This is a genomic window from Pseudomonas sp. AAC (assembly GCF_000725445.1).
GTDB classification, from domain to species: Bacteria; Pseudomonadota; Gammaproteobacteria; order Pseudomonadales; family Pseudomonadaceae; genus Pseudomonas; species Pseudomonas citronellolis.
On record NZ_KL647096.1, the window covers coordinates 264,248 to 284,748 of the forward strand.

The 20,501-nt window shown below is 68.9% G+C and carries 20 protein-coding genes; 10 read left to right on the forward strand and 10 right to left on the reverse strand.

Going from position 1 to position 20,501, the window contains the following annotated elements:
• The first annotated feature begins 42 nt into the window (after positions 1-42).
• The 4 genes from FG99_RS11045 to ggt all read left to right on the forward strand — a co-directional run bounded on the left by FG99_RS11045 (position 43) and on the right by ggt (position 4,526).
• Positions 43-1,638 carry a GMC family oxidoreductase gene (locus FG99_RS11045; RefSeq protein WP_043269544.1) on the forward strand — a complete coding sequence of 532 codons (1,596 nt, stop codon included), beginning with the start codon at positions 43-45 and terminating at the stop codon, positions 1,636-1,638.
• A gap of 185 nt (positions 1,639-1,823) precedes the next feature.
• A complete protein-coding gene (gene coaD, locus FG99_RS11050) occupies positions 1,824-2,303 on the forward strand; it encodes a pantetheine-phosphate adenylyltransferase (RefSeq protein WP_009615178.1) in 480 nt (159 codons plus the stop codon).
• 123 nt (positions 2,304-2,426) lie between these two features.
• Entirely contained in the window at positions 2,427-2,678 is a 252-nt protein-coding gene (locus FG99_RS11055) for a YfhL family 4Fe-4S dicluster ferredoxin (protein ID WP_043269546.1), read from the forward strand.
• A 144-nt stretch (positions 2,679-2,822) separates the two neighbouring features.
• Positions 2,823-4,526 carry a gamma-glutamyltransferase gene (gene ggt / locus FG99_RS11060; protein ID WP_043269548.1) on the forward strand — a complete coding sequence of 568 codons (1,704 nt, stop codon included), beginning with the start codon at positions 2,823-2,825 and terminating at the stop codon, positions 4,524-4,526.
• A gap of 1 nt (position 4,527) precedes the next feature.
• On the opposite strand, the gene FG99_RS11065 is transcribed toward ggt, so the two are convergent.
• The 6 genes from FG99_RS11065 to nudE form a co-directional block, all read right to left on the reverse strand.
• Positions 4,528-6,393, reverse strand: a complete 1,866-nt coding sequence (locus FG99_RS11065; protein ID WP_043269550.1) for a Na/Pi cotransporter family protein — start codon at positions 6,391-6,393, stop codon at positions 4,528-4,530.
• Between the two features lie 42 nt (positions 6,394-6,435).
• A complete protein-coding gene (locus tag FG99_RS11070) occupies positions 6,436-6,777 on the reverse strand; it encodes a hypothetical protein (RefSeq protein WP_043269552.1) in 342 nt (113 codons plus the stop codon).
• A gap of 85 nt (positions 6,778-6,862) precedes the next feature.
• On the reverse strand, positions 6,863-7,441 hold the full coding sequence (locus FG99_RS11075) for a lysophospholipid acyltransferase family protein (RefSeq protein WP_009615168.1): 579 nt from the start codon (positions 7,439-7,441) through the stop codon (positions 6,863-6,865).
• Positions 7,442-7,586: 145 nt separating this feature from the next.
• Positions 7,587-8,399, reverse strand: a complete 813-nt coding sequence (gene mutM / locus FG99_RS11080; RefSeq protein WP_043269554.1) for a bifunctional DNA-formamidopyrimidine glycosylase/DNA-(apurinic or apyrimidinic site) lyase — start codon at positions 8,397-8,399, stop codon at positions 7,587-7,589.
• Between the two features lie 294 nt (positions 8,400-8,693).
• Positions 8,694-9,512 (reverse strand): 3'(2'),5'-bisphosphate nucleotidase CysQ, encoded by an 819-nt coding sequence (cysQ, locus tag FG99_RS11085; RefSeq protein WP_043269556.1) that lies wholly within the window; start codon positions 9,510-9,512, stop codon positions 8,694-8,696.
• Complete coding sequence (nudE, locus tag FG99_RS11090; protein WP_009615159.1) at positions 9,512-10,078, reverse strand: ADP compounds hydrolase NudE; 567 nt, start codon at positions 10,076-10,078, stop codon at positions 9,512-9,514. Before nudE ends, cysQ begins: the two co-directional genes overlap by 1 nt.
• A gap of 114 nt (positions 10,079-10,192) precedes the next feature.
• Between nudE and yrfG the strand changes: the two genes are divergently transcribed.
• Positions 10,193-10,855 (forward strand): GMP/IMP nucleotidase, encoded by a 663-nt coding sequence (yrfG, locus tag FG99_RS11095; RefSeq protein ID WP_043269559.1) that lies wholly within the window; start codon positions 10,193-10,195, stop codon positions 10,853-10,855.
• A gap of 127 nt (positions 10,856-10,982) precedes the next feature.
• Here the strand turns inward: yrfG and lysM are convergent, their stop codons facing one another.
• Positions 10,983-11,420 (reverse strand): peptidoglycan-binding protein LysM, encoded by a 438-nt coding sequence (gene lysM / locus FG99_RS11100; protein WP_043269560.1) that lies wholly within the window; start codon positions 11,418-11,420, stop codon positions 10,983-10,985.
• A gap of 241 nt (positions 11,421-11,661) precedes the next feature.
• Here lysM and fdhD point away from each other — a divergent pair, with 241 nt between their 5' ends.
• The 4 genes from fdhD to FG99_RS11120 all read left to right on the forward strand — a co-directional run bounded on the left by fdhD (position 11,662) and on the right by FG99_RS11120 (position 16,174).
• Positions 11,662-12,504, forward strand: a complete 843-nt coding sequence (gene fdhD / locus FG99_RS11105; protein ID WP_043269562.1) for a formate dehydrogenase accessory sulfurtransferase FdhD — start codon at positions 11,662-11,664, stop codon at positions 12,502-12,504.
• Positions 12,501-14,822 (forward strand): FdhF/YdeP family oxidoreductase, encoded by a 2,322-nt coding sequence (locus tag FG99_RS11110; protein WP_043269564.1) that lies wholly within the window; start codon positions 12,501-12,503, stop codon positions 14,820-14,822. The genes fdhD and FG99_RS11110 overlap by 4 nt, the downstream gene beginning before the upstream one ends.
• 332 nt (positions 14,823-15,154) lie before the next feature.
• The gene (locus FG99_RS11115; protein WP_043269566.1) at positions 15,155-15,643 is read left to right on the forward strand and encodes a surface antigen; all 489 of its coding nucleotides are present in this window, start codon (positions 15,155-15,157) and stop codon (positions 15,641-15,643) included.
• 111 nt (positions 15,644-15,754) lie between these two features.
• The gene (locus tag FG99_RS11120) at positions 15,755-16,174 is read left to right on the forward strand and encodes a glycine zipper domain-containing protein (protein ID WP_009615147.1); all 420 of its coding nucleotides are present in this window, start codon (positions 15,755-15,757) and stop codon (positions 16,172-16,174) included.
• Positions 16,175-16,858: 684 nt separating this feature from the next.
• On the opposite strand, the gene FG99_RS11125 is transcribed toward FG99_RS11120, so the two are convergent.
• From FG99_RS11125 to FG99_RS11135, 3 genes are all read right to left on the reverse strand, one after another.
• On the reverse strand, positions 16,859-17,290 hold the full coding sequence (locus FG99_RS11125) for an acyl-CoA thioesterase (protein WP_043269568.1): 432 nt from the start codon (positions 17,288-17,290) through the stop codon (positions 16,859-16,861).
• A 7-nt stretch (positions 17,291-17,297) separates the two neighbouring features.
• Positions 17,298-18,461: an iron-containing alcohol dehydrogenase gene (locus FG99_RS11130; RefSeq protein ID WP_043269570.1), complete on the reverse strand. Its 1,164-nt coding sequence runs from the start codon at positions 18,459-18,461 to the stop codon at positions 17,298-17,300.
• Positions 18,462-18,976: 515 nt separating this feature from the next.
• Complete coding sequence (locus tag FG99_RS11135; RefSeq protein WP_043269572.1) at positions 18,977-19,771, reverse strand: thymidylate synthase; 795 nt, start codon at positions 19,769-19,771, stop codon at positions 18,977-18,979.
• Positions 19,772-20,000: 229 nt separating this feature from the next.
• Here FG99_RS11135 and FG99_RS11140 point away from each other — a divergent pair, with 229 nt between their 5' ends.
• Positions 20,001-20,501 carry a sugar dehydrogenase complex small subunit gene (locus FG99_RS11140; protein WP_009615138.1) on the forward strand — a complete coding sequence of 167 codons (501 nt, stop codon included), beginning with the start codon at positions 20,001-20,003 and terminating at the stop codon, positions 20,499-20,501.

A 20,501-nucleotide genomic window follows, 5' to 3' on the forward strand; every position in this document is an offset into this window, starting at 1 on the left:
GCGCCGCCACTCCCATAACAAGAATTCCCGAGAGTACCCCTGATGCCCGTACCCGATCTGTTCGCCGAGGGCCTGGCCCGCGGCTGGAAAGTCCACGATGGCTCGCGCCTGGACAACGACCTGACCCTGGAAGCCGACGTGGTCGTCATCGGCTCCGGCGCCGGTGGCGGCACCACCGCGGAAATCCTCAGCGGCGCCGGCTACAAGGTGCTGCTGGTGGAGGAAGGCCCGCTCAAGACCAGTTCCGACTTCAAGATGCAGGAGCCGGAGGCCTACTCCAGCCTGTACCAGGAAGGCATCGCGCGGATGAGCAAGGACGGCGCCATCACCATCCTCCAGGGCCGCGCCGTGGGCGGCACCACCCTGGTCAACTGGACCTCCAGCTTCCGCACCCCCGACGCCACCCTGGAGCACTGGGCCAGGGAACACGGGGTGAAGGGCCACAGCCCGGCGGAAATGGCCCCCTGGTTCGCGAAGATGGAAGAACGCCTGGGCGTGGCGCCCTGGATCATGCCGCCGAACTTCAACAACGACGTGATCCGCCGCGGCTGCGAGAAGCTCGGCTACCACTGGAAGGTCATCCCGCGCAACGTGCGCGGCTGCTGGAACCTCGGCTACTGCGGCATGGGCTGCCCGACCAACGCCAAGCAGTCGATGCTGGTCACCACCATCCCGGCCAGCCTGGACAAGGGCGGCGAGCTGCTGTTCCTGGCCCGCGCCAACCGCCTGTTGCACGACGGCGGCAAGGTCAGCGGCCTGGAATGCCTGGCCATGGACGCGCGCTGCGTGGCGCCCAGCGGCCGCAAGATCACCGTCAAGGCGCGCCACTACGTGCTCGCCGGCGGCGGCATCAACAGCCCGGCGGTGCTGCTGCGCTCCAAGGCGCCGGACCCCAACGGCCGCGTCGGCCAGCGCACTTTCCTGCATGTGGTGAACTTCAGCGCCGCGCAGTTCGACGAAGTGGTCAACCCCTTCTACGGCGCGCCGCAGTCGATCTACTCCGACCACTTCCAGTGGGACGACGGCACCGCCGGGCACATGTCCTACAAGCTGGAAGTGCCGCCGCTGCAGCCGGCCCTGGCGGCCACCCTGCTCGGCCGCTTCGGCATCGACAACGCCCTGCGCATGGAACAGCTGCCACACACCAACATGATCCTCGCCCTGATGCGCGACGGCTTCCACCCGGATAGCGCAGTGGGCAGTGTGAGCCTGCGCGGCGACGACACCCCGGTGCTCGACTACCGCATGACCGACTACACCTGGGACGGCATCCGTCGCGCCTTCCACACCATGGCCGAGGTGCAGTTCGCCGCCGGCGCCAAGACAGTGCTGCCGCTGCATGCCGACGCCGGCTACGTGAAGACGCTCGCCGAAGCCCGCGCGCTGATCGACGGCCTGAGCCTTGAGCTGTACCGCACCCGCCTGGGCAGCGCCCACGTGATGGGCGGCTGCGCCATGGGCGAGGACCCGCGGCAGTCGGTGTGCGACAGCCTCGGCCGCCACCACCAGCTGGAGAACCTGTCGATCCACGACGGCTCGCTGTTCCCCACCAGCATCGGCGCCAACCCGCAGCTGTCGGTCTACGGCCTGACCGCGCAGCTGGCCAGCGGCCTCGCCGAGCGCCTGGGCAAGGCCTGAGCCCCGATCCCGGCGCGAAGGCTCTGCCACGGGCCTTGCGCGCCGGCTGGCGGTTTCCTCCCGGGAAAATCCGGTAGTCCGCGCCGGCGGGCACTACCAAGGTCGCTTGGCCCATCCAGGCTGCTGCGTTACCATCCAGCCCCGCCAATGCCCACGCCTGCCCCTTGAACCACCAGGACGCTGCGATGAACCGAGTGCTGTACCCGGGTACCTTCGACCCCATCACCAAAGGCCATGCCGATCTGGTCGAGCGGGCCTCGCGGCTGTTCGACCAGGTGATCATCGCCGTTGCCGCCAGCCCCAAGAAGAACCCCCTGTTCCCCCTGGAACAACGGGTCGAGCTGGCGCGCCAGGTCACCTCGCACCTGCCCAACGTCGAAGTCGTCGGCTTCTCCACCCTGCTCGCGCACTTCGTCAAGGAACAGAACGCCAACATCCTGCTGCGCGGCCTGCGCGCGGTGTCGGACTTCGAATACGAATTCCAGCTGGCCAACATGAACCGCCAGCTCGCCCCGGACGTGGAGAGCATGTTCCTCACCCCGTCGGAGAAGTATTCGTACATCTCCTCGACCCTGGTGCGCGAGATCGCCGCCCTGGGTGGCGACATCACCAAGTTCGTCCATCCCGCGGTGTCCAGCGCCCTGGCCGAGCGCTTCAAGCGCTGACCGGGCGCCGCCAGGGAAGGCGGCAATTGATCCGGCCGGCGTGCAACGCGCACGCCAATGCGGCAAAATTGCAGCATTCCTGTTGCTGACAGCCTGGCCATGGGCCAAGGCCGGAGTTTTTCGATGTCCCTGAAAATCACCGACGATTGCATCAACTGCGACGTCTGCGAACCCGAGTGCCCGAACGGCGCCATCTCCCAGGGCGAGGAGATCTACGTGATCGACCCCAACCTGTGCACCGAGTGCGTCGGCCACTACGACGAACCGCAGTGCCAGCAGGTCTGCCCGGTGGACTGCATCCCCCTCGACGACGCCCATGTCGAGAGCAAGGACGAGCTGATGCACAAGTACCTCAAGATCACCGGCAAGGCCTGACCGCGCGGGCTTGACAGGCGGATCGCCGAAATCCCACAGGGCATTCGGCAACCGCGACGCGGCGGGATTGTCTATCCTCCCAATTCGCTCCCGTGGTTTTTCCCGGATGCCAGTCCGGGGCCACCCGACGATTCGTGAGATGCCATGTCCCTGCTGAACCACAGTTTCCGTTCCCTCGCCCTCGCCTGCGGCCTGCTGTTGCTCGGCGCCGCCAGCGTCCATGCCGCCAGCCAGCCGGTCGCCCAGGCCACCGTGGCCAGCGCCCACCCGGCGGCCACCGTGGCCGGCCTGGAAACCCTCGCCGGCGGCGGCAACGCCTTCGACGCCGCGGTGGCCATCGCCGCCGCCCTGGCAGTGGCCGAACCCTACAGCTCGGGCCTGGGCGGTGGCGGCTTCTTCCTGCTGCGCCAGGCCGGGCCGACGCCCAGCTACCGCTTCATCGACGCCCGCGAGCGCGCGCCGCTGGCCGCCAGCGCGCAGATGTACGTGCGCAACGGCAAGGTGCAGCCGGAACTGTCGCTGAACGGCCCGCTGGCCGCCGCCATCCCCGGCCTGCCCGCGGCCCTGGTGGAGCTCACCAGCCGCTTCGGCCGCAAGCCGCTGGCCGACAACCTGGTGCCGGCGATCCGCCTGGCCACCGACGGCGTTTCCGTCGACCGCATCTACATCACCCGCGCCGCCGGCCGCCTGGAAGCCATGCGCAAGGACCGCGAGACCTCGCGCATCTTCCTGCAGCAGGGCAACCTGCCCGAGGAATGGGACCTGCTGCGCCAGCCGGACCTGGCCAACACCCTGTCGCGCCTGGCGCGCTACGGCCGCAGCGGCTTCTACGAAGGCGAGACGGCGGAGCAACTGGTGCAGGGCGTGCGCGCCGCCGGCGGCGTCTGGAGCCTGGAAGACCTGCGCAGCTACCAGGTGGTGGAGCGCCAGCCGCTGCGCTACCCGCTGGGCGACGGCCGCGAGCTGGTCAGCGCGCCGCCGCCCTCGGCCGGCGGCGTGGCCATCGCCCAGAGCCTGGGCATGCTGGCCCAGCTGCCCTGGCAGAAGGCCGAGCCCATCCAGCGCGTGCACTACGTGGCCGAGGTCCTGCGCCGCGCCTACCACGACCGCAGCATGCTCGGCGACCCGGACCGCATCGCCAACCCGGTGCAGCAACTGCTCGCCCCCGACTACCTCAAGCGCCTGGCCGCCGGCATCGACCCGCGCCGCGCCACGCCCAGCGCGTCCCTGCCGCCGGCGCCGAGCTGGCGCGAAGGCGACCACACCACGCACTTCGTGGTGATCGACGAACAGGGCAACGCGGTGGCCGCCACCCTCTCGGTGAACCTGCCGTTCGGCGCCACCTTCACTCCGCCCGGCACCGGCGTGCTGCTCAACGACGAAATGGACGACTTCGCCGCCGACATCCAGGGCAGCAACGCCTACGGCCTGGCCGGCAGCGCGGCCAACGCCATCGCCCCCGGCAAGCGTCCGCTGTCGAGCATGAGCCCGAGCTTCATCGAAAGCCCCGAGGAACTGGCGGCCTTCGGCACCCCGGGCGGCAGCCGCATCCCCAGCATGGTGCTGCTGGCCATGCTGCAGTACCTGGACGGCCGCTCGGTGCAGAGCTGGGTGGGCGCGCCGCGCTACCACAACCAGTACCTGCCCGACGTGCTGGAGCACGAGCCGCGCACCTTCACCGAGGCGCAAAAGGCCGAGCTGAACGGCCGTGGCTACAGCCTCAAGGAAGTCGCCCCGTCCTACGGCAACCAGCAGGTGCTGCTGTGGCGCAAGAAGACCGGGAACGTGGATGCCGCCAGCGACCCGCGCGGCATAGGCCTGGCCGCCGGGACCACGGTGCACTACTGAGTCAGGGCACCAGCAGCGAGGGCGCCCCGTCGGCGTCGCGCTCGGGCAGGGCGCCGTCCAGGCCCTGCTCGGCGCGCAGCTGCAGCACGTTGCGCAGGCTCTGCACGATACGGCTGGCGTAGCCCAGGTCGTTCATCAGCGAGCTGGTCTGGGCGCCGTCCAGCTCGTGGCGGCGCACCGCGGCGAACAGGCGGTTGCGGAAGGCGCCGTCGAATTCCGCGGCCTGCTCGTCGAACAGCGCCAGGCGCGCGGCCCAGGCGCCTTCCGGCAGCTGGCGGGGGTCGAGGGCGCCGATGGCGCGCACCTCGCGCAGCGCGCCCAGCAGGTGGCGACGCAGCTCCAGATAGCATTCCCGCGCCACCGAAGGCTCGCCCTGCAGCGCCCTCCCCAGGTTCTTCTGCAGGTGCTTGGCGTCCTTCACCGCGTCCACCAGTTGCAGCGCCGCCACCTGGCAGGCCATCCAGAAATGCTGGTGCGCCTCGTCCAGCGGCGTCTCCAGGCGCCCCATGAAGCTCAACAGGTCGCCGTACACGCCCTTGATGTGCTGCTGGTAGAGCGCCTGGGCGTCCATGGCGAAGCGCTCCGGCCCGGCGTGCAGGGCGGCCTCGTCCACCTTCGGCTGGTTGAGCAGGTCCACCGGCAGGTAGAGCGCGTGGCAGATCACCTCGATGCTCAGGCGCCCCAGGTGCTGCAACTCCTGGGTCACCGCGCTGGCGGCGGCGTCCGCCGAGTCCAGGGCGCGCTCGCTGAGGTAGCGCGCATGGGTGCGCTCCGGCAGTTGCACCGCGGTCGCCGGGGCCAGGTCGGTGATCAGCACCGAAGGCTCCTCGACGTCCGGCAGCCAGCGGATCAGCCACTGCGCCAGGCGTGTCTGCAACGGCCAGAACAGCAGCACGCCCATGCCGTTGAACAGGGTATGGAAGGCCGCCAGTTGGATCAGCAGGTTGTCGCCCAGGCCGACCTGGGCGGTCAGCCAGCGCACCAGCCAGGTCAGCGGCGCCAGCAGGATGAAGGCGATCACTCCGCTGACTACGTTGAACAGCACGTGGGCCAGGGCCAGGCGCTGACCGTTGCGGTTGCCGCCCAGGGAGCCGACGAAGGCGGTGGTCACGCTGCTGCCGACGTTGGAGCCGATGGCGATGGCCAGGCTCTGGCCCAGCTCCAGCTGGCCGCCGGCCAGCGCGGCGAGGGTCAGCATCAGGGTGGCGTGGCTGGACTGCAGCACCACGGTGACCAGGGTGCCGATGCCGACGAACAGCAAGGCGCCCAGCACGCCTTCGGCCTGCAGGCCGGTCATGTCCATGGCGTCGCCGAAGCTGGAGAAGCCTTCCTTGATCTGGTCGATGCCGAGGAAGATGAAGGCGATGCCCATGAGGATGCGCCCGGCAGCCTTGCTCTTGGGCCCGTTGAAGCTGGCCAGCACGCCGAACACCAGCAGCGGCAGGGCCAGCGGGCTCAGGCTGAGGTTCTGCCCGGCCAGGGCCAGCAGCCAGATGCCGCTGGTGGCGCCGAGGTTGGCGCCGAAGAGAATGGCGATGCCGCTGGCCAGATGGATCAGCCCGGTGCTGATGAAGGCGATGGTGAGCAGCGAGACCAGGGTGCTGGACTGCAGCACGAAGGTGCCGCACAGGCCGAACAGCAGGCTCTTGGACGGCGTCGAGGTGCTGCGTTCGAGCCACAGCTCCAGTTGGCTGCCGGCCAGGTCGCGCAGGCCCTCCTCCAGGCACTGCATGCCGAACAGGAACAGCGCCAGGCCCGCGCCCAGCTGCAGCAGCCCGGCGCTGGACCAGAAGGCGTAGCCGAGCCCGCCCGCCGCCAGCAGCAGGAGCAGCGGGCGCAGGTGCTTCTTCAGTTCGCTACGGGCCATGGCCCCCTCGGGAAGGGCGCGCCGGCGTACCGGCGCGCAGGGTCAGTCCTGCTTGTAGCCGCTTTCGGTGCAGCCCAGGCAGCGCACGAAGGTGGCCTTGCCCGGGTCCACCACTAGCGCCTGGCCGGCTTCCTTGACGTTGCCGCCCAGGGCGGTGAACGGCAGGCTGACGATGAAGGCCGCGGTGCCGATCACGGTGGCGCCCAGCAGCAGCGGGCGGGCGATGATCAGGTCGCCGAGCATCTTGTAGAACGGCGGCGAATCGGTGCTGTAGATCGGGTCCCCGCTGGAGGTGTTGCTGATCGCGTCGGAGGCCTGGGCGGTAACGGCCGACAGACCGAAGGTCAGGGCCAGAACGACGGCCAGGGCGCGGAACAGGTTCATGGCGTAAATCCTTTTTTATGCTGGGTTGGCAGGCAGACTGCCATTAACTATATCAGCGCGACAGGGCTTGTCAGCGTGATGGCCATCAACCGCCGAGGAAGGCGTGCTCCGGCTTCCTCGGCACGAAGGGGCGGTAGAAAGCCAGCATCCGCTGCAGGTCGGCCGCCTCGTCGCCGCTCGGCCAAAACGGCTCGCCGATGACGATGCGGCGGTTGCCGTAGTCCAGCGCCGCCAGCACCACCGGCACGCCGGCGCCGCGGGCGATGTGGTAGAAGCCCATCTTCCAGCGCTCGACCTTCTTGCGCGTGCCCTCGGGGGAGATGATCAGGATCATCTCGCGGCTGTCGCGGAAGGCCTGCACCGCCTGCTCCACGGTGTTCAGCTTGAGGTGGCGCTGGATCGGGATGCCGCCCCAGCGCCGCAGCAGGCCGCCGAACGGCCAACGGAACAGGGTGTGCTTGGCGAACCAGCGGGCGTTCAGGCGCAGCACGAACTTGGCCGCCAGGAACAGCATGAAATCCCAGTTGGACGTGTGGTGCGCGCCTATCACCACGAACTTGTCGAGGGGCGGCAAGGCGCCTTCGATGCGCCAGCCGGCGGCCTTGAGCATGCCGTGGCCGAGCCATTCGGCGAAAGGGTTGCGGGGCAGGTAGTTGCCGGACATCGATGGACCTTCTTGTTGTTATGGGTGCAGGGCAGGGTTCGCGAGCAAGCTCGCTCCTACAGGCGGCCGCTCTTCGTAGGAGCGAGGGGGGACGCCTAGTTCTTGCTCGCGAACCGCCCAATAGCAATAGCGGAAAAGCGCCCGCTCAGCGTTGGCAGCGCGGACAGTAGACGCTGGCGCGCTGGCCCAGGCGCACCTCGCGCAGGGTACTGCCGCAAACCTTGCAGAACTCCCCGCCGCGGCCGTAGACGAACAGTTCCTGCTGGAAGTAGCCGGGCTGGCCGTCGCCGCCGACGAAGTCGCGCAGGGTGGTGCCGCCGCGCTCGATGGCGATGGCCAGGATGCGCTTAATCTCCTCGGCGAGCTTCAGGTAGCGCGCCCGCGAAATGCTCCCGGCCTCGCGGCGCGGGTCGATGCCGGCGGCGAACAGCGCCTCGGTGGCGTAGATGTTGCCCACCCCGACCACCACGGCGTTGTCCATGATGAACGGCTTGACCGCCATGCTGCGGCCGCGGGACAGCTGGAACAGGCGCTCGCCCTCGAAGGCGTCGGTCAGCGGCTCCGGGCCCAGGTGGCGCAGCAGCTCGTGCTCCAGCGGCGCCTGGCTCCAGAGCAGCGCGCCGAAGCGCCGCGGGTCGGTGTAGCGCAGCGCCAGGCCCGACTCCAGCTCGATGTCCACGTGCTCGTGCTTGGCCGGCGCCAGGCCGCACTCCACCAGGCGCAGGCTGCCGGACATGCCCAGGTGGCTGATCAGCGTGCCCGCCTCGGCCTCCAGCAGCAGGTACTTGGCGCGCCGCGTGACCTGCAGGATGCGCTGCCCGGACAGGCGCACGTCCAGGTCCTCGGGCACCGGCCAGCGCAGACGCCGGTCACGGACCACCACGCGGCTGACGCGCTGGCCTTCGAGATAGGGCGCGATGCCCCGGCGGGTGGTTTCGACTTCGGGTAATTCAGGCATGGAAAGTCACGGCGATGATGATCTGTCTGTAGGCGCAAGCTTGCTCGCGAACCGCTTCGCTTGCCAGGGGCAGCTGTCTTGCCGGCTGCGCCGAGATGCTCTTCGTAGGATGGGTTGAGCCTGCGAAACCCATGCGGTTGCGCTGATGGGTATCGCTTCGCTCAACACCATCCTACGGGTGTTTCCCTTGCAGCCCCGTAGGAGCGGATCTTATCCGCGAACCACGCCGGTGTGTCCGGCTATCGCGGACAAGGTCCGCTACGGGAAGCGATTTCGTGCGCAGGGCGTGGGAAATCAATCCAGCGCGCGGGCCAGCTGGATCAGCTCGTCGCGCCAGGCCGCCGCCTTCGGCAGGGCCAGGAAGGAGCCGTTCAGGTAATCCTCGCGGGCCTCGTAGGTGAAGGCTTCGCCGCGCAGGTCCAGCACTTCGCCGCCGGCGCCCTCCAGCACGCCCTGGGCCGCCGCGGTGTCCCACTGCGAGGTGGGCGCCAGGCGCGGGTAGCAGTCGGCCGAGCCTTCGGCCAGCAGGCAGAACTTCAGCGAGCTGCCGATGTTGGCCAGCGCCAGGTCGCCGAAGCGCTCGCCCAGGCCGGCCAGCAGGCGCTCCTGGGCCGGGCTGGAGTGGCGCTTGCTGGCCACCACGGTAAAGGCTTCGGCAGGTGCGGTGCGCACGCTGATCGGTTCGACCGCGCCGCTCGCATCCCGGCGCCAGGCGCCCAGACCGGCGCCGCCGTAATAGCAGCGGCCGGTGGCCGGAATGCCCACCACGCCGAACAGCACCTTGCCGTGCTCGATGAGGGCAACGTTGACGGTGAATTCCTCGCTGCCGGCGATGAACTCTTTGGTGCCGTCCAGCGGGTCGACCAGCCACCAGCGCGACCACTGGCTGCGCTCGGCCAGGGCGATGGCGCAATCCTCCTCGGACAGCACCGGCACCTCCGGCGCCAGCGCCCGCAGGCCTTCTTCCAGCACGCGGTGGGCGGCCAGGTCGGCGGCGGTCACCGGCGAGGCGTCGGCCTTCTCGTCCACTTTCAGTTCGCTGCGCCAGAACGGCAGTATGACTTCGCCGGCGCGCTGCACCAGCGCCACGACGGATGGAATCAGGTCTTGCATCAGAGCTGCAGCTCCCCACGCTGGATCAGGATGTCGCGCACCAGGTAGAGCGCGGCCAGGGCGCGGCCTTCGCTGAAGGCGGCGTTCTGCGCCAGGCTGGACAGCTCGCGCAGGTTGATGCGGTCCACCCGCAGCGGCTCGGGTTCGTCGCCCGGCAGGCTTTCGGCGTAGAGGTCGCGGGCCAGCACCACCTGGATGCGCTGGCTCATGTAGCCCGGCGACAGCGACAGCTCGGTGATGTACTCCAGCTGCCCGGCGCCGTAGCCGGCTTCTTCCTTCAGCTCGCGGTTGGCCGCGGCCAGCACGTCCTCGCCCGGCTCCACCAGGCCCTTGGGCAGCGACAGCTGGTATTCGTCGACGCCGGCGCAGTATTCCTCCACCAGTACGGCGTGCTCGGCGTCCAGCAGCGCCACCACCATCACCGCGCCATAACCCTGGCCTTTGCCCACCAGGCGCTCGTAGGTCCGCTCGACGCCGTTGGCGAAGCGCAACTGCAGCTCTTCGACTGCGAACAGGCGGCTCTTGGCGACGATCTCGCGGGCGAGCACCTCGGGTTTCTGACGCATGGGACGACTCCTGGGGCGGGTCCGGGTGGGCTATGATACCCGCCTTTTCCGATAATCCGTGCCGATCCTTGCGCCCCGATGGCGACAGGACGGCACTTCGCGACAGGGCAGAACATGCCACGCCTGGACTGGGCCGGGATCGACAGCGTCTTGCTGGACATGGACGGCACCCTTCTCGACCTGCACTTCGACAACCATTTCTGGCTCGAGCACCTGCCGCAGCGCTACGCCGAGCACCACGGCATCAGCCGCGAGCAGGCCGACGCCGAGCTGCTGCCGCTGTTCCGCGACAACGCCGGGCAGCTCAACTGGTATTGCCTGGACTTCTGGAGCCGCGAACTGAAGCTGCCGGTCCGCGACCTCAAGCGCGAGGTGGCGCACCTGATCGCCCTGCGCCCGGACGCCGACACCTTCCTCGCCGCCCTGCGCCGCGCCGGCAAGCGCGTGGCGCTGATCACCAACGCGCACCGCGATTCGCTGTCGCTGAAGCTGGAGCGGGTGGAGCTGGCGCCCTGGTTCGACCGCCTGATCAGCTCCCACGACTACGGCTTCCCCAAGGAAGACCAGCAGTTCTGGCAGGCCCTGCACGCCGACTTCGGCTTCGAGCCGGCGCGCAGCCTGTTCATCGACGACAGCCTGCCGATCCTGCGCAGCGCCCGCGCCTTCGGCGTGGCCCACCTGCTGGCGGTACGCCAGCCGGACAGCCGCCAGGGGGCGAAGGACACGGCGGAGTTCGCGGCGGTGGAGGATTACCGCGCATTGATCGAGGGCTTGTAGGAAGAACACCGTCGTAGGATGGTGTAGAGCGAAGCGATACCCATCACCACCGCCGCATGGGTTTCGCAAGCTCAACCCATCCTACGAAGAGCGCCGTTACAGGGTATCGATCCCCCGCCTGCCCGCCTTACTCCGGAATCCGCAGCACCTGCCCCGGGTAGATCTTGTCCGGGTGGCTGAGCATCGGCTTGTTGGCCTCGAAAATCTTCATGTAGGCGTTGGCGTTGCCGTACTCGGCCTTGGCGATGGCGCTCAGGGTGTCGCCCTTCTTCACCGTCACGAAGCGCGCCGCCGGCGCCGCCTGGGGCACGCTGATGCTGTCCTCGACGCCGGCCACGCCTTCGACGTTGCCCAGGGCCAGGAGAATCTTCTCCTTCTCTTCCTGGCTGGCCGCCTCGCCGCTGACGATCACCTTGTCGCCCTCGACGCTGACCTGGATGTTCGGGTTGCCCAGGCCGACCTTGGCCACGTGCTCCTTCAGCGAATCGGCGGCCTGCGCCTTGTCGCCCAGCAGGCCGCCCAGCAGCTTCTCACCGGCTTCCTTAACGAATGACAGAATGCCCATGTCCTTTCTCCTTGCGGTTACGGTTCCAGCGGCCGGCTCCAGGCCGCCCGCGCCGCCAGGAAGTCTAGACGCCACCCGGGGAGACAACGATAGGAGTCGTCCGAAAGCCGGCGGCACCCGACGGAACGCCCCGCCCAGCTTGGTGATAGATGCCATCGATCACGGCATAGGCGCTGCCGATTAGACACCCTCGGCCCCCAGGCTTAGGCTGGGGCCATTATTCGAATACAGTGCCCACCCCATGCCTTGCCAGCCAGATCGCCCGGTGCCCGCGGATGCCGCAGCCGAGGGCGCCTACGCCTATGCCGAACTGGGCAGCGGGCCCGCTTCCGGCAGCGCCGTGCTGGCCGAGGAAGTGGCCCTGGCCATCGCCTACAACGGCCTGAGCCAGGCCGTGATGATGGCCTCGCCCGGCGACCTCGAGGATTTCGTCCGCGGCTTCAGCCTGAGCGCCGGCCTGGTCGAGTCCATCGACGACATCTATGACATCCGCCTGAAGCGCCTCGCCGACGCCGTCAGCGTCGACGTGCAGATCACCAACCGCGCCTTCTGGGCGCTCAAGCGCCTGCGTCGGCGCCTGGCCGGCACCAGCGGTTGCGGCCTGTGCGGCGTGGAAGCGCTGGAGCAGGCGCTGCCCGAACTGCGCCCGCTGGAGCCGGCGCCGCTGCCGCCTGCGGCCCATCTGCAGGGCCTGCGCCAGCGCATCGACCAGGCGCAGAGCCTGGCGCAGCGCAGCGGCGCGCTGCACGCGGCGCTGTATGTCGACGACAGCGGCAGCATCGTCCTGTGCCGCGAGGACATCGGCCGGCACAACGCCCTGGACAAACTGATAGGCGCGCTCAAGCAGCAACGCCTGGACTGCCGCGAGGGCTTCGCGGTGGTCACCAGCCGCTGCAGCCTGGAGCTGATCCAAAAGGCCGTGCGCGCCGGCATCGCCACCCTGGTCAGCCTGTCCGCGCCCAGCGCGCTCACCGTCGAGTGGGCGCGCGGGCACCGGCTGAACCTGGTCCACCTCCCCCACCACAACGCGCCGCGGGTCTACAGCCCGGCGCCGGCCTCCCACCGACACCCGACATCCCGATGAGCCTGCAACCGATCAACCCCCGTTACCAACCCTACAAGGGCCCGGCAGCCGGCTGGGGCGCGCTGATCAGCGTCACGCGCTTCTGGCTGGACAGCAAGCAGCCGCTGAAGAACCTGCGCGCGCTGCTCAAGACCAACCAGAACGGCGGCTTCGACTGCCCCGGCTGCGCCTGGGGCGACTCCCCCGAGGACGGCCGGGTGAAGTTCTGCGAGAACGGCGCCAAGGCGGTGAACTGGGAAGCCACCAAGCGCCGCGTGGACGCCGCCTTCTTCGCCCGCCACAGCGTCAGCGCGCTGCGCGAGCAGAGCGACTACTGGCTGGAGTACCAGGGCCGGCTGACCGAGCCGATGCGCTACGACCGCGCCAGCGACCGCTACGTCCCGGTGAGCTGGGACGAGGCCTTCGCCCTGGTGGCCAAGCACCTGAACAGCCTGGAAAGCCCCGACCAGGCCGAGTTCTACACCTCCGGCCGGGCCAGCAACGAGGCGGCCTTCCTCTACCAGCTGTTCGTCCGCGCCTTCGGCACCAACAACTTCCCGGACTGCTCGAACATGTGCCACGAGGCCAGCGGCGTGGCCCTGGGGCAAAGCGTCGGGGTTGGCAAGGGCACCGTCACCTTCGACGACTTCGAGCACGCCGACGCCATCTTCGTGTTCGGCCAGAACCCCGGCACCAATCACCCGCGAATGCTCGAACCACTGCGCGAGGCAGTGAAGCGCGGCGCCCAGGTGGTGGCCTTCAACCCGCTCAAGGAGCGCGGCCTGGAACGCTTCCAGCACCCGCAGCACGCCCTGGAGATGCTGACCAACGGCTCCGAGCCGCTGAACACCGCGTTCTTCCGCCCCGCTCTGGGCGGCGACATGGCCGCCGTGCGCGGCATGGCCAAGTTCCTCCTGCAGTGGGAGCGCGAGGCCCAGGCCAAGGGCGAGCCGGCGGTGTTCGACCACGCCTTCATCGCCGAACACACCCATGGCGTCGAGGCCTACCTGGCCGAGCTGGACGCCACCGCCTGGGACGCCATCGAGCGCCAGTCGGGCCTGAGCCTGGCCGAGATCGAGACGGCGGCGACCATGTACCGCCGCGCCGAGCGCGTGATCATGTGCTGGGCCATGGGCCTGACGCAGCACCGCCATTCGGTGCCGACCCTCCAGGAAGTGGTCAACCTGCAGCTGCTGCGCGGCAACATCGGCCGGCCCGGCGCCGGCCTGTGCCCGGTGCGCGGCCACAGCAACGTGCAGGGCGACCGCACCATGGGCATCAACGACCGGCCGCCGGCGGCGTTGCTCGATGCCCTGGAGAAACGCTTCGCCTTCCAGGTGCCGCGGCACAACGGCCACAACACCGTGGAAGCCATCAACGCCATGCTCGAAGGCAAGGCGCGGGTGTTCATCGGCCTGGGCGGCAACTTCGCCCAGGCCACGCCGGACAGCCCGCGCACCCACCGCGCCCTGGCGAGCTGCGCGCTGACCGTGCACATCAGCACCAAGCTCAACCGCAGCCACCTGACCTGCGGCGAAGACGCGCTGATCCTGCCCTGCCTCGGCCGCACCGACGTCGACCGCCAGGCCGGCGGCCCGCAGGCGGTGACCGTGGAAGATTCCTTCAGCATGCTCCACGCCTCCTACGGCCAGCTGGAGCCGCTGTCGACGCAGATGCGCTCGGAACCGGCGATCATCGCCGGCATGGCCAAGGCCACCCTGGGCAACCGCCCGGTGGACTGGGACGCGCTGATCGCCGACTACGACCGCATCCGCGAGCTGATCGCCGACACCATCCCCGGCTTCGCCGGCTTCAACCAGCGGGTCAAGCACCCGGGCGGCTTCTACCTGGGCAACGCGGCCCGGGAACGGCGCTGGAACACCGCCAGCGGCCTGGCCAACTTCAGCGCCGCGCCCCTGCCCGACGACCTGCTGCCGGAACAGGTGCGGCGCACCGGCCAGCGCCCCGACCTGATCCTCCAGACGCTGCGCTCCCACGACCAGTACAACACCACCATCTACGGCCTGGACGACCGCTACCGCGGCGTGCGCGGCCAGCGCGAGGTGGTCTTCGCCAACGAGGCGGACATCCGCCGGCTGGGCTTCGAACCCGGGCAGAAGGTGGACATGGTCTCGCTGTGGGACGATGGCGTGGAACGGCGGGTCAGCGGCTTCACCCTGCTGGCGTTCGACATCCCCGCGGGCCAGGCAGCGGCCTATTACCCGGAGACCAACCCGCTGGTGCCGCTGGAAAGCCACGGCGAAGGCAGCTTCACCCCCACCTCGAAGTTCGTCGCGGTGCGCCTGGAAAACGCCCGGGACGACGGCCGCATCCTCTGACGGCCTCGGGCGTGCGACCCCGCACGGTTGTACGCCCGAGTCATTCATCCGGAAAATTCGACGGGAAAGAGCCGAGGCTGGTCTACGGAATCGGCTTTCGCCTTTTTCCCCACCGCGTGAAATGCCATCATTGCAACAGCATTTTGTGAGAAAAACACGCGAATTCCGTACCCTCGGAATGTCATTCTGACAGCCCGAAATAGAAAAAGTTCTGTTCTTAAATCATATACTTGCGTTTTTTGATGAAAGTCGCGTCACTCGTCGGCAGAGGCTTGTAAGCGCCTTCGTACAACAGCAGCATCGGCGCCAACATCCACACAGAGAACCTCTCTATGAAGTACTCCTCGATGCTCCTGTTGTCTCTTGCGCTGGTCGGTGGTTCCGCCTTCGCGGACGGCGACACCCGTGCCGGCGTCGGTGGCGCCCTGGGCGGGGTATTGGGTACCGTCGTCGGCCAGGCGGTCGGCGGCAGCACCGGCGCAGCCATTGGCGCCGGTGTCGGTGGCGCGGCCGGCGGTGCGGTCGGCGCCCGCCGCGGCAACAAGACCGAAGCGGCCATCGGCGGCGGCCTCGGCGCAGCCGGCGGCCAGGTCATCGGCAACAAGATCGGCGGCAGCACCGGCGGCCTGATCGGCGCGGCCCTGGGCGGCGGCGGCGGTGGCGCCCTGGGCAACCACTATGCCGACAGCAACCGCCACGACGATGACGACGACTACCGCGGCTACCGCCGCGCCCGCTACGACGACCGCCACCACTGGCACGACCGTGGCCGTCATCGCGGCTGGTACAAGCACCATCGCCACCACAAGCACTGGGATTGACCCAGGGCAGGCGCCCCGCGATAAACCCCGCAGCTCAGCCGGACACCCTTGTCCGGCTGTTTTGCGTTCGGAACAATGCTTCCACCCTCTTCCCTCCTGAAAGGTTCGAACATGCGCAAGACTCTCTCGGCCCTGGCCCTCGGCCTGGTTGCCAGCCAGTACGCCCTGGCCGGCGACAACACCAACGCGGCGGTCGGTAGCGGCCTGGGCGGCGCCCTGGGCAACGTCGTCGGCGGCGCCCTGGGTGGCAGCACCGGCGCGGCCATCGGCGCCGGCGTCGGCGGTGCGGCCGGCGGCGCCATGAGCGCCAAGGACGGCAAGAAGACCGAGGCCGCCATCGGCGGCGGCCTGGGCGCGGCCGGCGGCTCGGTGCTGGGCAACAAGGTCGGCGGCTCCACCGGCGCGGCCATCGGCGCCGGCCTGGGCGGCGCGGCCGGCGGCGCGGTGGGCAGCTCGCTGGCCGATGACAAGGATCATCACGACAGCGGCCACAAGCATAAGCACAAGCGCCGGCACAAACACCGCGACTGAGCCTTCAGTCGCACAGGCCATGCAAAACGCCGTTTCCTCCCTGAGAGGAAACGGCGTTTTTCATGGTGGCTGGAACCCCTGGCCGTAGGTGAAACGGCGGATTGGAGGTTGGGTGTAGGGCGCATAACGCCTGCGGCGTTATCCGCCGTTTGACCTCGTTCCCAGCCGCGCTTCGGGTTCGGTCACGGAGCACCTCTTCCGGGCGCTCCGGGCTCGACCGCGAAGCCGGGCATGAGATGGGTGAAACGGCGGATAACCGCGAACGGTTATTCGCCCTACGCCGAGGGTGGGCCGGATGTAGGGCGCATAACGCCTACGGCGTTATCCGCCGTTTGACCTTGATCCCAGCTGCGCTTCGGGTTCGGATACGGAGCACCTCTTCCGGGCGCTCCAAGCTCGACCGCGACACCGGGCATGAGCTCGGTGTAACGGCGGATAACCGCGAACGGTTATTCGCCCTACGCCAAGGCTGGGCCGGGTGTAGGGCGCATAACGCCTACGGCGTTATCCGCCGTTTGACCTCGTTCCCAGCCGCGCTTCGGGTTCGGTCACGGAGCACCTCTTCCGGGCGCTCCGGGCTCGACCGAGAAGCCGGGCATGAGCTCGGTGTAACGGCGGATAACCGCGAACGGTTATTCGTCCTACGCCGAGGCTGGGCCGGGTGTAGGGCGCGCTCAACCAGGCTCAGCCTGCCAGCAACGCCTGCATCACCTCGCGCAGGCCGGCGGGGATCGCCACCGGCCGGTTGCTCGCGCGTTCGACGAAGACGTGCACGAAACGCCCGGCGGCGCAGGCCAGGTCCTCGCCCAGACGGAACACCGCCAGCTCGTACTGCACCGAGCTGTTGCCCAGCTTGCCGACGCGCAGGCCGACCTCGATGCGCTCGGGGAAGGCCACGGGGGCGAAGTAGTCGCAGCTGGAGCTGACCACGAAGCCGACCACCTCGCCGTCGTGGATGTCCAGTCCGCCCTGCTCGATCAGGTAGGTGTTCACCGCGGTATCGAAGAAGCCGTAGTAGGTCACGTTGTTCACGTGGCCGTAGATGTCGTTGTCGTGCCAGCGCGTGGTGATCGGCTGGAAGTGCCGGTAGTCGGCGCGGCTGGGGTGTTCGCTCATGTCGTCCTCAGTAGGCGGCGCGGTAGATCGCCAGGGCATCGGCCTCGTCGACCTCGCGCGGGTTGTTGACCAGCAGGCGCTGCTGCTGCATGGCGTCGCTGGCCAACAGCCGCAGCATGTGCTCCGGCACCCCGGCGTCGCGCAGGCGCGAAGGCAGGCCGCAGCGTGGGCTGAGGTCCGCCAGCTCGTCGATGAACTGCCCGACCAGGCCGTCGCGGTCGCCGGGGCGCAGGCGCTCGCCGAGCAACAGCGGCGCCAGTTCCGCGTACAGCGCGGCAGCGGCCGGCGCATTGAAGCGCATCACCTCCGGCAGCACCAGCGCGTTGGACAGGCCGTGGGGAATGTGGAAATGCCCGCCCAGCGGGTAGGCCAGGGCGTGCACCGCCGCCACCGGCGCGTTGGCGAAGGCCTGGCCGGCCAGGCAGGCGCCCAGCAGCATGGCCTGGCGCGCCTCGCGGTTGGCGCCGTCGTGCACCACCGCATCGAGGTTCCGCGCCAGCAGGCGCAGGGCCTCGCGGGCCAGCAGGTCGGACAGCGGGTTCTTCTTCAGCTTGCTGGTGTAGGCCTCGATGGCGTGGACCATGGCGTCGATGCCGGTAGCCGCGGTCACCGCCGGCGGCAGGCCGAGGGTCAGGTCGGCATCGAGCAGGGCCAAGTCCGGCAGCAGGTGCGGGCTGACCACGCCGCTCTTGGTGGTGGCGCCGGTGGTGACGATGGCGATGGGGGTGACTTCCGAGCCGGTGCCGGCGGTGGTCGGCACCTGGATCAGCGGCAGCCGCGGGCCGCGGGCATTGCCCACGCCGAACAGCTCCGGTAACTCCTGGCTGGCCTGCGGGTGGGCCAGCAGGGCGACCAGCTTGGCCACGTCCATGGAACTACCGCCGCCGAAGCCGACCACCAGTTGCGCGCCCATCTCCAGCGCCTGCATGGCGGCCTGCAGGACCACCGCCTCCGGCGGGTCGGCCAGCACCTGGTCGAACACCTGCACCGCCACCCCGGCGGCGGCGAAGCCCGGCAGCACCCCGTCGAGCAGGCCCAGGCGGGTGATTCCGGGGTCGCTGACGATGAGCACGCGGTCGGCGCCGCGCTCCCGGCAAAGCGCGCCGAGGCGGACGGCGGAACCGCTCTCGCAAAGGATCTGCGCGGTGGTGGCGAAGCTGAAAGGCTGCATGACATTTCCCCGTCGTTATCGTTGTTCGGCGCAAGCGCAGTGGGGCCGTCCGGACAGCGACGGGCGATCGGGGCAGCATAGCAAGCCGCCACGATCAGGCGGAACCTTGTATCGCTATGCGAAATGAAGCACTACCAATCGAATGGATAGCGCAGCGGCGGGCAGAGCCCAGCACCTTGGCGCGATTGAAAACAACGTAGGAGCAACTGTCTGCGTCGAGGTGCTTTTCGTAGGATGGGTTGAGCTTGCGATACCCATGCAGTTGCGCTGATGGGTATCGCTTCGCTCAACGCCATCCTACGAAAAGCCGTGCTTCCTGGAACCGTAGGAGACCTTGTCCGCGATAGCCGGACGTCCCGGCGCGGTTCGCGGATAAGATCCGCTTACGCTACGCCCCCACGCCATTCCCATGAGGAGCGCGCCCTGCGCGCGAATCGCGGACGGAGTCCGCTCCTGGGCAAGGGCGGAACGGGAGGAAGACCCCCGCCACGTGGCAGGGGCGAAGAGACGGGCGGTCAGACGGCGACAGGCGCCTTGATGTGCGGGTGGGATTCGTAGCCGACCAGTTCGAAGTCCTCGAAGCGGAAGTCGAACAGGTCCTTCACCTCGGGGTTGAGCTTCATGGTCGGCAGCGGCAGCGGCTCGCGGCTCAGCTGCAGGTCGGCCTGTTCCAGGTGGTTGGCGTACAGGTGGCAGTCGCCGCCCGTCCAGATGAAGTCGCCCGGCTGCAGGCCGGCCACCTGCGCCACCATCAGCGTCAGCAGGGCGTAGCTGGCGATGTTGAAGGGCACGCCGAGGAAGATGTCCGCCGAGCGCTGGTACAGCTGGCAGCTGAGCTTGCCGTCGGCGACGTAGAACTGGAACAGCGCGTGGCACGGCGGCAGGGCCATCTCGTCGATCAGCGCGGGGTTCCAGGCCGAGACGATCAGGCGGCGCGAGTCCGGATTGCGCTTGAGCATGTCCATCAGATTGGCGATCTGGTCGATGTGGCGGCCGTCCGGCGCCGGCCAGGAGCGCCACTGGTAGCCGTAGACCGGACCGAGGTCGCCGTTCTCGTCGGCCCATTCGTCCCAGATGGAGACGCCGTTTTCCTTCAGATAGGCGATGTTGGTGGAACCTTTGAGGAACCACAGCAGCTCGTGGACGATCGATTTCAGGTGGCACTTCTTGGTGGTCACCAGGGGGAAGCCTTCGCCCAGGTCGAAGCGCATCTGATAGCCGAATACGCTGTAGGTGCCGGTGCCGGTACGGTCGCTCTTGAAGGTGCCGTGCTCGCGCACGTGGCGCATCAGGTCGAGGTACTGTTTCATGGAAAACCCGTGTCGTAGAGAGGTCCGCGAGGCACGCCGAAGGTTCGGCGCGGGCGCATTCGCCCTGCAGAATCGCGAGATGCCGCAATACTAAGGGGCAGGCCCGCGTATCGCCACCCTTGGTTGGAGCGCGCCGACGATAAGCCAGAAGGCCGGGCACGACCCGGCCCGCACACCGTGATCCCGCCGCGGCCCCGGGCCGCCGCTGCCTGCTGAACGAGAGGTCCGCATGCCAGACCAGCCACGCTTTTCCCTGTCCCGCCGGCGCCTGCTGGCCATGGCCTGCGGCGGCGCCGTGGCCGGCGGCCTGCTGCTGGGCCCGGCGGCCCTGGCCTGGGCCGCGCTGACGCCCCAGGCCGAGGCGGAACTGGCGATCTTCATGACGCTGTCGCAGCGCCTGACCGGGCGCAGCAACCTCGACCCACGCATCGGCCAGCGCCTGTACCTGGCCCTGGCGCAGCGCGACACCGCCCTCGCCCAGAGCCTGGGCGAGCTGCAGGCGCGCCTGGGCGACGGCCCGCAGCGCTGGAGCGAGCGCCAGCAGTGGCTGGCGCGGCAGATGCTCGCCGCCTGGTACCTGGGCTACGTGGGCGAGGACGACCACCCCAGCGTGGTCGCCTATGAAAGCGCGCTGATGTTCCGCGCAGTGGACGACGTGCTGCTGCCGCGCAGCTACTGCAGCAACCAGCCGGGCTTCTGGGCCGCGCAACCGGTCGAGCGGGGGGCCTGA

Coding starts and splice junctions, on each gene's coding strand:
- FG99_RS11045 (WP_043269544.1), top strand. CDS start 43: ATGCCCGTACCCGATCTGTTCGCCGAGGGCCTGGCCCGCGGCTGGAAA.
- coaD (WP_009615178.1), top strand. CDS start 1,824: ATGAACCGAGTGCTGTACCCGGGTACCTTCGACCCCATCACCAAAGGC.
- FG99_RS11055 (WP_043269546.1), top strand. CDS start 2,427: ATGTCCCTGAAAATCACCGACGATTGCATCAACTGCGACGTCTGCGAA.
- ggt (WP_043269548.1), top strand. CDS start 2,823: ATGTCCCTGCTGAACCACAGTTTCCGTTCCCTCGCCCTCGCCTGCGGC.
- FG99_RS11065 (WP_043269550.1), bottom strand. CDS start 6,393: ATGGCCCGTAGCGAACTGAAGAAGCACCTGCGCCCGCTGCTCCTGCTG.
- FG99_RS11070 (WP_043269552.1), bottom strand. CDS start 6,777: ATGAACCTGTTCCGCGCCCTGGCCGTCGTTCTGGCCCTGACCTTCGGT.
- FG99_RS11075 (WP_009615168.1), bottom strand. CDS start 7,441: ATGTCCGGCAACTACCTGCCCCGCAACCCTTTCGCCGAATGGCTCGGC.
- mutM (WP_043269554.1), bottom strand. CDS start 8,399: ATGCCTGAATTACCCGAAGTCGAAACCACCCGCCGGGGCATCGCGCCC.
- cysQ (WP_043269556.1), bottom strand. CDS start 9,512: ATGCAAGACCTGATTCCATCCGTCGTGGCGCTGGTGCAGCGCGCCGGC.
- nudE (WP_009615159.1), bottom strand. CDS start 10,078: ATGCGTCAGAAACCCGAGGTGCTCGCCCGCGAGATCGTCGCCAAGAGC.
- yrfG (WP_043269559.1), top strand. CDS start 10,193: ATGCCACGCCTGGACTGGGCCGGGATCGACAGCGTCTTGCTGGACATG.
- lysM (WP_043269560.1), bottom strand. CDS start 11,420: ATGGGCATTCTGTCATTCGTTAAGGAAGCCGGTGAGAAGCTGCTGGGC.
- fdhD (WP_043269562.1), top strand. CDS start 11,662: ATGCCTTGCCAGCCAGATCGCCCGGTGCCCGCGGATGCCGCAGCCGAG.
- FG99_RS11110 (WP_043269564.1), top strand. CDS start 12,501: ATGAGCCTGCAACCGATCAACCCCCGTTACCAACCCTACAAGGGCCCG.
- FG99_RS11115 (WP_043269566.1), top strand. CDS start 15,155: ATGAAGTACTCCTCGATGCTCCTGTTGTCTCTTGCGCTGGTCGGTGGT.
- FG99_RS11120 (WP_009615147.1), top strand. CDS start 15,755: ATGCGCAAGACTCTCTCGGCCCTGGCCCTCGGCCTGGTTGCCAGCCAG.
- FG99_RS11125 (WP_043269568.1), bottom strand. CDS start 17,290: ATGAGCGAACACCCCAGCCGCGCCGACTACCGGCACTTCCAGCCGATC.
- FG99_RS11130 (WP_043269570.1), bottom strand. CDS start 18,461: ATGCAGCCTTTCAGCTTCGCCACCACCGCGCAGATCCTTTGCGAGAGC.
- FG99_RS11135 (WP_043269572.1), bottom strand. CDS start 19,771: ATGAAACAGTACCTCGACCTGATGCGCCACGTGCGCGAGCACGGCACC.
- FG99_RS11140 (WP_009615138.1), top strand. CDS start 20,001: ATGCCAGACCAGCCACGCTTTTCCCTGTCCCGCCGGCGCCTGCTGGCC.